This is a genomic window from Acinetobacter sp. Leaf130 (assembly GCF_001423205.1).
In the GTDB taxonomy this organism is placed as follows: Bacteria; Pseudomonadota; Gammaproteobacteria; order Pseudomonadales; family Moraxellaceae; genus Acinetobacter; species Acinetobacter calcoaceticus.
Genome location: NZ_LMOE01000001.1, coordinates 1195875 through 1209593 on the forward strand (window position 1 = coordinate 1195875; position 13719 = coordinate 1209593).

Consider the following 13719-nt stretch of genomic DNA (forward strand, 5'->3'; position numbering starts at 1 on the left):
TGAGTGTGATATGAGACAGCCTTTTCAATTAAAACCTTTAGTTATTGCGCTTAGCGTATTAGGGGCGACTTTACCGTTATATGTTTTTGCCGAAGACACACCACAACAAGCAGGTGATTCTGAAAGTGATGTAATTACTTTGTCCGATGTAGTCGTTACTGGAGCAGCCAAGAAAACTACCGTTGTTCCCAAACGCAAAGTTACCTCAATTTATGGAACGGATAGCTCTGTATTGGATACCCCGCGTGTAGTATCCCAAGTGTCAGAACAACAATTTAGAGAAGATGTTATTCGTAGTGCTGATGATCTCGTCAAATATGCGCCTAGCATTACGCGAGGCGGGGGACAAAATGCTAACTTTGCACCACAAATTCGCGGACAGAACTCGGAAGTTTTTCAAGATAGTCAACGCATTTACAGTACTCGCCATCCGACTAATCTCAATGCTTATGAAGCAGCTGATATTGTGGCAGGGCCAACAGGTGTAATTTTTGCGCCGACTTCAGGTTCTGGCGGATATATTAACTATCTGACCAAAAAGCCTAATTTTAATAAAACCGAAACCAATATCTCTGGGACTGTAGGTTCGATTTATTCGGGTAAAGGTGCAGAGCCTAATTTCTCTGTCAGTATTGATCATACTGCGCCGATTTCAAAAGAATTAGCATTTCGCGTGAGTGCAACAGCACAAAAGACAGATGACTATTATGACAATGTGAAAAATAACTTTAATGCATTTTATGGAGCACTTGCTTGGCGTCCAAATGATCGTTTAAGGGTAGATTGGAATATCAGTTACGATGACTATTATGATTTTAATGTGACACATGGCTGGAATAGAGCGTCGCAACAATCGGTGGATCATGGCCTTTATTACAAAGGTAGAGCTACGCCTATTATTCAAAACGGTTCTACTTTTTGGTCTCCTGTATTTGAATCTGGTGCGGCAAATTCTAAAGTCATTGGTTGGCAAACTCGTCAGAAGAACGATAAAAACCAATATGTGGCTGTCGGTGGAGTTCAGACCACGCCGTTACCGAACTCAACTGCCGATCAAGCAGGAACTATTAAAGGTTGGGTCTATGATCCATCAATCCCCGGTAATGAATTGGTCAAGCTAGATGATCATGTTTCTGGACGTAGTGAAGATAAAAATAGTGCCAAGCGATTTAGCACCCAATTAAAAGTAATTAAAGATTTAAATGACCATTGGTCTATTGCAAACAGTACGCTCTATCAAAATAACAAAGATTTAGGCGACTCTGTTGGAAGCTTCTTTACAGATTTAGATCATGAGTTAATTGATAACCGACTAGAGTTTTTAGGCGACTATGATTTTGAAATAGCTGGTGTAAAAATTAATAATAAAAGCAGTACAGGGGGAACATATCGTCATGAGAAGTTTATGTCTTTAGCTGCAAATAATAGTTTTAATATTAATCCTTATGATTTAACCAATGATCCATCGCAGAAGAACCCTGGTGATTTACTGGGGTTAATTAACAATAGCGGTTCAACAGGAGGTTGGATTGGACAAGCCGGAGTACCACAATATTCTCAATATTTTGGTTATTTAAATTTACCGCGCATGTACCCAATTGGAAATGGTTTATATGCAGAAAAAGGTGGCTTCCCACCAAATGGAGGAGGAGCTGTTTATACGGGTTCTGGTTTTTGGGATACGTTGAGCATATTCACTCAGCAAAATTTTACCTTTAACGATGTATTTGGTATTAACTTAGGAATTAACCATAGTTCTGTAAGAGCAAAACTTGAAAATCCACTTGTTTTAACTCCAACAGATATTCATTCATCGAGTGACAAATATAGCCTATTGAGCTACCAACTCAGTACGTTCATTAAGCCTACGGCGAAAAGCACACTCTATTTTACCTATGACAAAAGCACCGCATTAAATACGGGAGTATTTGGGCCTTTCTTGATTTGGGGCGCAGGAAATCAACTCAATCCTTTATCTTTTGACAGTCAAAGTGAGCTAAAAGAAATAGGATTTAAATATGAACCTATCACTGACCAGTTATTTTTAACCCTAAGTGGGTTTGAACAAAAACGAGATTTATCACCAGATACAAATGGCAATATGGCTCGCTTTGAAGTAAAAGGTATTGAGTCATCATTAAGATGGCAACTACAAAAAAATATAGCGATTGGGGGCAATTTCACTTATTTGGATGCTGAATACAGCTCTATTATACCTGCTGGTTTTTCACCATTTGGCTTTCACGCGGACAATGCTACGGTTTGGGGAGACAATAACGCTTTAAACCAACGTAAAGCTGGACGTTATGATGCAGCTGGAATTCCCAAGTACTCTGCTAGTGCTTATGTAGATTACCAACATCAGTCTGGTTTTGGGGCCAACCTATCAGGATGGTGGACAAGCTACTGGTACACGAACCTAAGCCAAACCGTGAAAGTACCGAATAACTATAATCTGGACTTAGGTCTTTATTATCGCCAGCCACAATGGACGGTGGGTCTTAACATTCTTAACCTAACCAATGAACGAAATTTTGTGAATGGTTTGGCAGGAGCGAATAGCGAGTTTTTACAACCCATGCGTCCTCTGACTGTACAGGGTCAGTTTAGTTATAAATTTTAAAACCAATCAATTATTTCCAAGAATCTTAAAAAGCCATACGTCTGTATGGCTTTATTATTAATACGGGATATAAAACACATTAAATCGTGAATGTTGAAATAACAACAATAATACGTTTCAGACTGTCTATCTATCAGCAGTATTAAATCATTTTTATTTTAAATTTTTATCAAGTATTTGAAATTATTAAAATAAATTAAATGGCATAGAAGTTGCCAATATAAGAATAGATTTATTTAAATGGAGTCACCATGTTTAAGGTTACAAAAATTAGGCAGAGTATTTTAACTGCTATGTGGGGAGTAACGGCGAGTGTTTCGACGTTAGCTTTAGCGAACGATGATAGTGATGCAATTCCTGCTGAGCAACAAGCTCAAGTGGTAAATGCTAAAGATGTAAAAAAACTAGGCGATGTCATCGTTACTGCACAATATCGTGCACAAAACATTCAAAAAGTTCCGACTGCAATTACAGCAGTTTCGGGCAAAGATTTGGCAGCGAAAGGCTCAACATTTATTGGTGATGTTTTAACTTATACACCAAATGCAGCAGCTGAAAACCCAGATGGCGATAGCCGTCCACGCTGGTATATTCGCGGTCTGGGAACTGGCGATGTTGCAGCCTCTACAGTTTTCCCAGTTGGTATTTATGCAGATGGGGTTTATCTAAATGCGCCTGTTGCTGGTGCTGGAGATTTATTCGATTTAGAACGTATTGAGGTTCTCCGCGGTCCACAAGGCACGCTTTACGGTAAAAATACCACGGCTGGTGCAGTAAATTACATTTCACGGAAACCCGTATTTTCAGACAAACCGACTGGTTATGGAACTATAGGAATAGGCGACCATAATCTTCGTACTTTTGAAGGCGCCGTGAATGGGGCTATATCGGATAACGTTGCAGTACGAGGAGCATTCTATTCAGAAGACCGTGATGGTTATGCAAAGAATTTAGCCAGTGGAGAAGACTACGGAGATGTTGATAAAAAATCATTCCGCTTCCAGATACTAGGAAAAATTAATGATGATTGGAATGCTTTAGTCAATCTACATAGCCAAACTTATAATGGTCTTGGTAATAATGGCTCTTTAAGTATTGGAAAATACTGGGGTGTTTATGAGAGACCAGAAGGCCGAGATACAAATTTAGATTTAGCTGAAAGCAATAAAATTCAGCATGATGGTACATCGCTCACATTAACAGGAAATTTAGGGGGCGGTCATACTTTTACATCCATTACAGCGTTTGATAAAACCACTCAAAAATCTATTTCTGATGGTGACTATACGCCATACGATGTAGCACGAAGCTATAGTGATAATGAGTGGCGTCAATACAGCCAAGAGTTTCGCATTTCATCCGATGCTGAAAAAAGACTCAGTTGGATCGCAGGTTTTCACTACTTTAATGAAGATTTAGACTCAACAGGGGTAAGCGCACGAGTAAATAAAACATTACCGAATGGCGCTCCAGCTCAAACCGCAGGAACGCCTGCTTTTAGGGACATTACCTATAATCAGACCACACAAAGTTTTGCCTTGTTTGGAAATAGTACCTATAAATTTACCGATAAATTTAAAGTAACAGGTGGTTTACGTTGGACAAGTGAAGAAAAAGACATTGATCTAGACCTTGTTCAAATTACTACGGGCGATTACACCAAAGGCAGTTGGTGGCAAAAGGATGGGTACAGTAATGCGGTCTATAACCCAGCACCTAACGCAAATGGTTCAACAAGCCGTAAAAAAAGATGGAATGAGCTGACCTACGATATTACGCCAGAATATGAAATCACTCCTGATATCAACACATACTTCCGTTTTGCTCGAGGTTTCCGTTCAGGCGGTTTTAACACCGGACTTTCAAGTAGCCTGACGCAACTTGCAGATGTTAACCCTGAATATTTAAATAGCTATGAGCTAGGTTTGAAGTCTAGCTTGTTACAAGGCAATTTAACTGCCAATGCCAATATTTTCTATTATGACTATAAAGATATTCAAACAAATTTATTGGTTGCGACAGAAGGACAAGGTGGAGGGGTAACCTCAGTTCTGGCAAATGGACCTAAGGCAGAAGTAAAGGGTGCCGAATTAGAATTAGATTATTTAGCGACCGATAATTTACGCCTACGTTTTGCAGGCGCTTATTTAGACAGTGAATACACCGACTTCGTTGATAAAAACCCAGTAACCAATGTCGTAAATGCTGACAATACAGGTAACAGCTTGGTTCGTTCTCCAAAATACACTATTGGTTTAGGGGGTGAATATACCTTTAATCTTGATAGTGGAGCACGAGTTATTGTGGGCACAGATGCAAAATATCGTGACCGTGAGTTTTTCTTAGTAAATCGTCAAGATTATTCAGTTGACCCAATCTTGAGTCAAAAAGCGTACACCTTATGGAACGCGAACGTTGGGTATATCAGCGCAAATAATAAATACCAAGTTAATGCTTACGTTAAAAACCTATTAGATGAAGAATATCAAGTTCATGGGCGACCAAATGGTCCTGCTGGACAATATGTCTTAACCTATGGAAACCCACGTCAAGTTGGTGTTTCTCTCACTGCAAAATTCTAAGCTTTGCTTTACGGAGAAAATAATGGGAATTGAATTTTTTACACGTTTGCCGCTTCATGGCGAAACAGAATTTTTACCCGGTGATCCACGTAATCGCGGTGATTGGGCCAATATTGAAAATGTTGAAAATACCGGAGCGGTTTCTAACTATAACGTAGGTGATGATTTTACCTATATTGATTATCTAAGTCAGATCGCACGGGCAGCAGAAATTAATGGGTTTGCTGGCGCACTCATGGTGAATGCGCCAACGGGTGAAGAGCCTTGGACTGTATGTTCATTACTTGCTCGAGAAACTAAAAAACTTAACTTTGTAACTGCGTTCCAACCTTATCATTTTAGTCCATATAATGCCGTGCAAACTGCGGCAACTTATCAGCGTGCAACAGGTAATCGGCTGGTTTGGAATATTATTAATGGCGGTTCGGAAGTGATTCAACGTCAAGTAGGTGATGATTTACCTCATGACGAACGTTATGCACGTGCTACAGAGTTTCTAGATGTTGTAAAAGGATATTGGAATAACCCTTCATTTCACTATCAAGGAAAGTACTATTCGGCAGAAGGTGGCGGATTAAAATATCCACTGAATAAAGCGAGCCTTCCTATTATTTGCACCGCAGGTTCTTCGGAAGCTGCTCGCGAATTTGGAGCAAAACATGCCGACTATTATTTAATGAGAGCTGAAAAACCTGAAGAAATCGTGGCATTGATTGCCGATGTACGTTTACGTGCAAAAAAGTATGGTCGTGAAAATATAAAATTTGGTTTATCAATAGATACAATCGCACGCCGTACTGAACAAGAAGCGTTGGCAGAAGCACAACGTTTTTTGGATGAAGCTGCTGAAAAGCAACGCTTACATGCAGCAGCAGCCCATGCGGGTTTACGTTCAGCACGCGTATTAAGCTTCGAAAAAGAATACGCTGAAAAAGATGGTAGTAAAAATGTCATCGACTTCTTTATACATCCAAATGTCTGGTCTGGCTTTGGCTATATTGGTGTTCCACCAGGTGTTGCTTTAGTGGGTAGCTACCAACAGATTATTGAGCGTATTCAAGAATATAATAGCATTGGCATAGAGTTATTTTTTCTTGCAGGCTATCCACATCTTGAAGAATCATATCGACTTGGTGAGCACGTGCTTCCATACTTTAAAAAGCAACGTGCTCGATTACAGCCTACGGTAGCTACACCAGAGTTTGATATTGCACTTTAATTTAACAAGTGATCGTTGCTTAAATATGCCTGATTGGTAAGCTAGTCAGGCTTTTTAATTTTTATTTATATGTAAGTTTCATTTTGTCAAGCAACTTTAAAAAATTAAGACCACTATTATCAATTACTTATATATTTAACTAAACCAAATTTAGTCTCAAGAACCTTCATACTAAACCTGAAAATTTAGCGTGATAAGCATCGGATAAGGGCTATTTATTATGACAAACGTACACAATATCTTTAAAGATAAATTACTCAAAGTAGACGCACGTACTGGAGATAAAGGCACAGAATATTCATCTAATTTTGCAATCAGAGAAATTCGATCGTGGGCTTGAGCAAATGGTGTCATGTTCGCAGGCAGTTAAACTTGATGAAGATCATCATTTAGTTGAGTTTTATAAGTGTTATCTGAATAAAGAAATCTTTATTCCAGTAATGTTGTCATCAATGGCAGCAATATTTTTTATCGTAAAACTCTGATGGTAAGGCAGCAGCAAGAAGAAAATGTAGCTAAAAGATTGATAGAACTAAGCACATAATAAGGAAGTATATAATTGTTCGCATAATGTATATTATGTTAAATAGAAGATTTGGAAACCTACCATATATAAAGCTCTGGCTACTCTACGTTGTTACTACGCCGTTTATGCTTCATTACACTGAATTATTAAAAGCTTGCTCGACTGCATCTGTTGCTCAAGCAACTTACTAAGCCGTGGCACTCTTAACTACTTAAACTGTCTTAACCCTATTTCTAATCTTAGCCAGAATAATTCTCTAGGTAGTTTCCTATAAGTTGTAATTACACTTTTATATTTACTCTAGTGAACTGCACATCACCTTTACGAGCTGTATTTTGTGACTACTACTGGCTGCTATATAGACTTCTTTTTCTAAACCTCCTTTTAAACATTAAAGTTATTAAGCTTGCTAAGCTCTTATTTAAAATTCAAAAAACCATGTATCTAATTGAAATTTAATTAAAAAAATCAAAATATAGCTATACATGCTTTAAAAAAAATTATATGATTTTTGTGTACAGCTATTCTTTAGATTTTCATCACCACAATACATACAGTATTTCAAATACTCACACCAATGCATTAAAAAATACTCAAGCGATCTTTTCCAATTATCTGGCTTATTTAGGTCTAAAATACGCTTCGGGATGTGTTTCCACAATCCCTCTCATTTTCCAACTAGCTCAGGTTATAATAATGGACTCCCAAAATATTGTTGATCTATTATGAACGCCTCCAATGACCCTTTACACGGTAAAAAACTTGCTGACATTTTGGATGAATTATTGGATTACTACGGTGGATTTGAAGGCTTAAGTCGTAAAATTGAAATTAGATGTTTTTGCATAGATCCAAGTGTTAAATCATCATTACGATTCTTACGTACCACACCATGGGCACGTGAAAAAGTAGAAAACTTATATTTGTATGTCTTACGCCAAAAAACCAAACAGAAATCGTAGCTATCAAACTCCTAGCCTCAGCATTTTAATTAGTGGTGGACTACCACCACTCTCCTAGACAAATTTAGTCTATTCTTAAGACCTTTTTAGTAGGCAAATATGTATTCATAGCTAGGTTTATAAACCAAATATTTTATAGGGTATTATTTTAGTACTATAAGTAATTGAAATTATTTTTATTAAATATAAATTTAATTATGAACTAGATTTTTGGTAAACATAAGTTAAGTAGAAGATTTGGAAATCCACACCATATATAGCTTTGCTATTCTGTGTGGTTGCTACGGCACTCAACCTTCACTGTGATGGACTATAGCTTGTTCAACTGTATCTGCTTACTAGATTTAAGATAATAAATAACGCTGCCAAATTTGCATCTCAACAAGCTTATGCGACTCTCTAAGTTTTTTTAAATCTACATAACCCTATCGATCTCTTATGAAACGTAATTTAACAAGAACCTTTCTATATCGCTTATCATTCTTTCCACATCTTCTCTAGTAAACTGATCATAATTTCCATGAGCAGCATTATTTCTAATATCAGCTAAAGCTGTAATTTGCTTTTGCTGTAGTTTGTTGTAGACACTGGCCTTTGCCAAATCATCATTTAACTGAGTTAACTTTTTACGTTCTGTATCTATGTTATTGTTTAAGCATAATTCCTTAATTGCCGTTTCTAAAACTACTCCAGCAATTACGGCCGCAGCATTTTTATAGCCATTCTCTAAAAGTGATTTAGCTTGTTCAAGCTCGCTATCAAAAACTTCAGCTTGTACTATCTGTTTGAATGTTATTAAAAAACCATTATATAAATCGTCATATGTTGCTTTTATTACAGGTAATAATCTGTTTAAAACAAGAGCATTTGTATCATAAAACTGATATTTTTCAGCACTTAAAAAAGCTTCATAATGTATTGAATTAATTCCACAAATTAATTTTAAAAGATGCTTGATTTTGATTTTCCATTCTATATATCGCGAGTCTCCTTCTTTTCCTAAACTTTCATATTCTATATTCGTATTACTTGCTGGAACTGTATGCGTTAACGAACTTAGTTCAATTCCATCATTTAGAAGTTGTTCAAATCGGTTAAGTATTTTTTGGCTCATAAATACTCCAATATTAACTAATTATTAGAAATTTAATTTTTATGTACAACAGCTTAACACGGCGCTTAAGCTTTTCAATAACAGTTCAAATGTTCACAGCAACTGTAATAAAAAATACTCAAGCAATCCCTTCCGTTCATCTAGTTTGTTCGGGTCTAAAAGCTGAACCATTGCCCCATCAATCACAAACAAAAACATGTGTGCATCTTGCTTTGAAGCATTTGCGTTAGTTGTTAAAAGCAAATTATAGATTTCATTAATCAGCCAGTTCCGATAGTCAACTACCACCTGATATGCCTTGGGGTGTGTTTTAGCAATTTCAAAAATCGCTTTAAATGGCAAATGGTAAAGCCCATCTAAGTCAGCGTGTAAGTAATAAATTTTGCGGAGTTTTTCAATTAGCGTTAATTCTTTTTGAACATTGATAATCGATAGGACTTCATATTTAAGGCCGTCTTTTTGAAAGGTTAAGCTCATTTCAATGAGGCGTTCTTTTGAGTGAAAGTAGTTATAAAAGGTAGCTTTAGGGATGTTTGCCGCCTCAATAATTCGGTCTACACCGACATTATGAAAACCGTATTTATTAAAAAGATATCTTGCAGAATGAAGTACACCTAAAGCACGAAATGGAAGATCTGAATGTGGCATAGTTTTACCGTGTCAAATTATTGTTGTATATGAATGAGATAAAAAAGGCATAGCAAAGCCATAAAGACTGTGCACAGCACATCTCAAGTTTTAATTGTCTAAGTTTTAAGTAATAACAAGCTAAAGCCTGAAAAGCCTTATGGCGATCAAGCTGCGTTAATTATTTTAAGCTGTGTCGTTATAACTTTTGGCAAAGGTTGCCAAGAAATAATGGATGTGCAAAGCCAACTCCTTTATATATGGAGTTCTGCCAAACATTAAAATTATGGTGGCAGAACGAAAGAGGGTTGACGAACTGGTCACACGAGGCCAGCACACCCGAGGGTGTCCCTCTCCCGTCCTACCGCTACGAGAGGGAGACGAAGAGCTGCACAAAACTATCCCTCAGAAGGAATAATTCTGATACTCGTGTGAGAACGGTTCGTCAAAACCGACTGGCAATGTGACCAGCACGCAAATGGTAATCTTCAAAAATTGAGGTGTCAATGTGAAATTGGCTAGAAATTATTTAATTAATTATTGTTTTTCATTTAATTACATAATTAAGGAAAATCTTAAGTAAAGATTAATTAAAGCTTTAAAATAAGAGTAGTTAAAATCAACTACTCCATTTAAATTTAAAACCGATATCCAAATTTTAGACCATAGGCGATTGCATAATTGTCTTTAAAATCTGCCTGTTCTGCGAATGGTTTAATTCCTTCTATTGGCAAGTAGTAAGTTCCATCTTCGGTTTTTGTATCACCTAACCAATAATATTTTATGCCACCAGCTATAAAGTAGTTTTTAGCGGGGTTAAATTGGACACCTAAACCAAGCGACCATGAACCTTTGATTGGTCCCATTGTTGACGCAGGATCACCCGTACCTGAATCCCAACTTACATCTGTTGAAGCAGCCCATTTTTCTGTAAATTGATGTGCGAGACCGACAGTCGCACTATATTGATCGTTCTGATAAGAATCGAGCTTAAAGCCTTGGGTATAAGCTCCACCAGTTGCCTCTTTCATAATAATTTCAGATAGAGCGCCATATTGCGGAGGGCGTGTTTCAAACTCTTTCCAATTCACCCATCTTAAATTCATATAAATAAGTGATTGTTCAGAAATGCCTGTCTGAAAATCAATATTTAATGATGCTGGAGTCTCTAATTTGGTTTTCTCATTTTCAACGAGTTTTAGTGGTTCACCATAAATATCTTCATCTACTTGAAATTTATATTTGATTTTAGACCGATAGGTTATCGCTGCTTTTAATGCAAGATCGGGTAATTGATAACTTCCTCCTAACAACCAGCCGACTTCGCCTTCTTGCTGAAACTTAGCATTATAGCCATTAAAAGCCTGAGTATAGGCATTGCCCCGAAGACCTAGGTTTGCTTTTACGGTTTGATAAACTGGTCCACCGTAAATCTGAAAATGCTCAACTGGTGAATAACCCACAATCATACTTAAATTTTGAGTATCGGCTTTTACGAATGTACCTTGATGGCTAACGTCATTATCAAAATAACTATTATTAGAACGTGCCGGATATTTAATGTCAGCACTAAAGGGCTGATCGTATAGCACACCAAAACTTAAACGATCTGTAAGTTGTAACTTTAGAGCAGCTGTATAGAACTGCGTACTTTCTGCAATATCGCCTGTATCACGACTTTGGTGATCTCGTACAAGATCGGCTCTATCGTTGACTATGCCAGAAACAGATGAATCGACTGCAAATAAATTCGCTTCTGCATAATTACCGTTTTCTAGAAATGGCAAGATAGATTGGCCTGATTGTTCCAAGGCTGAAGCGTGACTAATGTTACTCACAAATACGCCAAGCATTCCTATTAAAATCGGATTTGTCCTATTAGTTGGCATTCCATTCATACCTATATCCTTTTTCGTTGTTATTTCCCAAAATCCTTAGGATAGTTTTTTATTTTTAGAGCCATATTTCACAACATGGCTCTAAAATTCTTTACATCTATTTTCGTAATAAACCCAAACCAAAAAGGCTTAGCCACACGACCTGTACTGGTAATAAGAACAGTTCAAGGAATAAGGCCGCTTTAGGAAAGCCTGAGAAAAGAAGTGCAGCAAACCCAACATATCCCAACCCAACCAAAACCAATGGGAAACCTAATGCAGATTTGTTTTTTCTCAGAAGTAGTCCGTTAACTATTGCCCAGAAACCGATTGTCGGTCCTTCCATTGGCCATAAGCCATTTTGTGAGCCTTGAGAAATGGTGGCCCACACAGTGCCCGCTGCCTGTTTAGCCATTTCATTTCCAGACATATATGTTTCAGCAAGTGGTCCTAACACAGCGGCCTGTAAAACAGCCCCTGCTATACCTAACATGGTTGAAATCACAAGGAATAAAATAGCGATATCGGACAACAACCCTCCCGAAGAGCGCAACTTTCTCCACAGATATACGCCCACAGCCAAAAAAGGAAGATAAAACCCAAAACAATCAGAAATCATTGAAGTTCTGAAAAGTGCTTGGTCTTTTGCCGACAAAGTTAATGCAAATTCAGGTTTAAATATTTGATGCAAATCAAAACCTGTAACTGCAAGAAAACAAAGTAAGCAAGTTGCAGCCATTACCGTACCGATTAGTGCAACCCACGCTGTAAATACGTGTCCATCATCATATTGTTTAATCGAGTCCAAGACGTCTTCTCCTAGAAAGTGCTGATACTCGTTCGTATTCGAAATAAGTACGTAGCGCAGCGATAAGACCCGGAATTAATGGGAAACGTTTAAATTTAGCGTGTCCTTTTTCTCCATTAGCAACAAACCAATGCTCGGTAAGCTCCGTTTTACGTTGCAATGCAAGATCAGCTAAAATTCGGCCATAATTTTGTGACATCATTACGCCCGCACCACTGTATCCATAGGCATAAGAAATACGACCATTATGAAGTGTGCCCACTTGAGACCTTACGTCAAAAGGAATAGAACAAGCGCCACTCCAACGTTGAGCAATTTTTAATTTCTGAAATGCAGGAAATACCTTTTTATACATTCGCTCAGCGGCATCATAAAACTGCACTTTCTGAGCTTCATCCATAGAGCGCCCTTCACCCACGTAGATATCACATAGGTTAAATTGCAATCTTCCATCTACAGTCGTTCTACAGGTTGGAGGACAATAGGTTGTTTTGTCATAAAACTGACCACGATGTTTCCAACCAAGCACTTTCCAATCTTCATCAGTTAAAGGTTCAGTAATTAACTGATATACAAACATTGGAAGTTGTGCGCGTTTAAGCCCCAATTCTGGTTGCAATAAATGGGTAAAACCATTTGTTCCCAATACAATATGTTTAGCTCTAACCTCACCTTCTGGGGTTTTGAGAATAAAGAACTTTTCCTTATCTTCTATATCCAGTACTGGCGTTTGCTCAAAAATTTGTGCGCCCGCAGCTTCAGCTATTCGCTTGAGTTCTCGAGAATGCTTTACAGGATTGACTTGCCCAGAATGTGGCATTCGGCAACCACCAGAAAATGCATCACTATTTAGAGCTTGGCTGACTGTAGCTCGATCCATATAGACACTGTCTTTTGAGCGAGGTTGATCGTGCCAATATTGAGTAAAATGCTCTAATCTTTTTTCATGGCCGCGAAGTGTCGTAAATGTCACACCGGGCATTTCAAAATCGCTATCCATATTTTCGCGTTTGATTAGGTCCTGCACATAGTCCAGACCATTCCATGCGAAATTTTGAAGCTCAGTTAATCTTTCTTTTCCATAAAGTACTTTTGCAGTGGTAGGGTCAAGTACTGGAACTGGCACAACCCAACCAGAAGTACGGCCTGAGGCACCAAATGCCACACATTCGCCTTCAAGAACAGCCACTGATGCAGCAGAGTCGGCTTTTTTTATGTGATAGGCGGTAGATAATCCAGTAAACCCTCCTCCAATAATCACCACATCTACATCGATGCTACCTTTAAGAGGTGGTGAAGGAATGTATTCGCCTGAGTGGGCTAACCAGAATGACTTATTTGCATGTGGAATATTATTCATCTAATGCTCCTTCCTTTGATA

General features: G+C 37.9%; 9 protein-coding genes. 4 read left to right on the forward strand and 5 right to left on the reverse strand.

Features of this window, described 5'->3' with window-relative positions; genetic code table 11:
- Positions 1–10: 10 nt before the first annotated feature.
- The 4 genes from ASF86_RS05170 (at position 11) to ASF86_RS05185 (ending at position 7912) form a co-directional block, all read left to right on the forward strand.
- A complete protein-coding gene (locus tag ASF86_RS05170) occupies positions 11–2623 on the forward strand; it encodes a TonB-dependent receptor (protein ID WP_056480117.1) in 2613 nt (870 codons plus the stop codon).
- Between the two features lie 251 nt (positions 2624–2874).
- Entirely contained in the window at positions 2875–5205 is a 2331-nt protein-coding gene (locus tag ASF86_RS05175) for a TonB-dependent receptor (RefSeq protein WP_056480120.1), read from the forward strand.
- Between the two features lie 22 nt (positions 5206–5227).
- The gene (locus ASF86_RS05180; RefSeq protein WP_056480122.1) at positions 5228–6424 is read left to right on the forward strand and encodes an LLM class flavin-dependent oxidoreductase; all 1197 of its coding nucleotides are present in this window, start codon (positions 5228–5230) and stop codon (positions 6422–6424) included.
- A 1251-nt stretch (positions 6425–7675) separates the two neighbouring features.
- On the forward strand, positions 7676–7912 hold the full coding sequence (locus tag ASF86_RS05185; protein WP_017390743.1) for a VF530 family DNA-binding protein: 237 nt from the start codon (positions 7676–7678) through the stop codon (positions 7910–7912).
- 436 nt (positions 7913–8348) lie between these two features.
- On the opposite strand, the gene ASF86_RS05190 is transcribed toward ASF86_RS05185, so the two are convergent.
- The 5 genes from ASF86_RS05190 to ASF86_RS05215 form a co-directional block, all read right to left on the reverse strand.
- Complete coding sequence (locus ASF86_RS05190; protein WP_056480125.1) at positions 8349–9026, reverse strand: HEPN domain-containing protein; 678 nt, start codon at positions 9024–9026, stop codon at positions 8349–8351.
- 93 nt (positions 9027–9119) lie between these two features.
- Positions 9120–9674, reverse strand: a complete 555-nt coding sequence (locus ASF86_RS05195) for a TetR/AcrR family transcriptional regulator (protein ID WP_056480128.1) — start codon at positions 9672–9674, stop codon at positions 9120–9122.
- 617 nt (positions 9675–10291) lie between these two features.
- Positions 10292–11551: an outer membrane protein transport protein gene (locus tag ASF86_RS05205; protein ID WP_056480131.1), complete on the reverse strand. Its 1260-nt coding sequence runs from the start codon at positions 11549–11551 to the stop codon at positions 10292–10294.
- 97 nt (positions 11552–11648) lie between these two features.
- Positions 11649–12338, reverse strand: coding sequence for a hypothetical protein (locus ASF86_RS05210; protein ID WP_056480134.1), 690 nt, complete (start codon positions 12336–12338; stop codon positions 11649–11651).
- Complete coding sequence (locus ASF86_RS05215; RefSeq protein WP_056480136.1) at positions 12325–13698, reverse strand: NAD(P)/FAD-dependent oxidoreductase; 1374 nt, start codon at positions 13696–13698, stop codon at positions 12325–12327. The genes ASF86_RS05210 and ASF86_RS05215 overlap by 14 nt, the downstream gene beginning before the upstream one ends.
- Positions 13699–13719 lie beyond the last annotated feature (21 nt).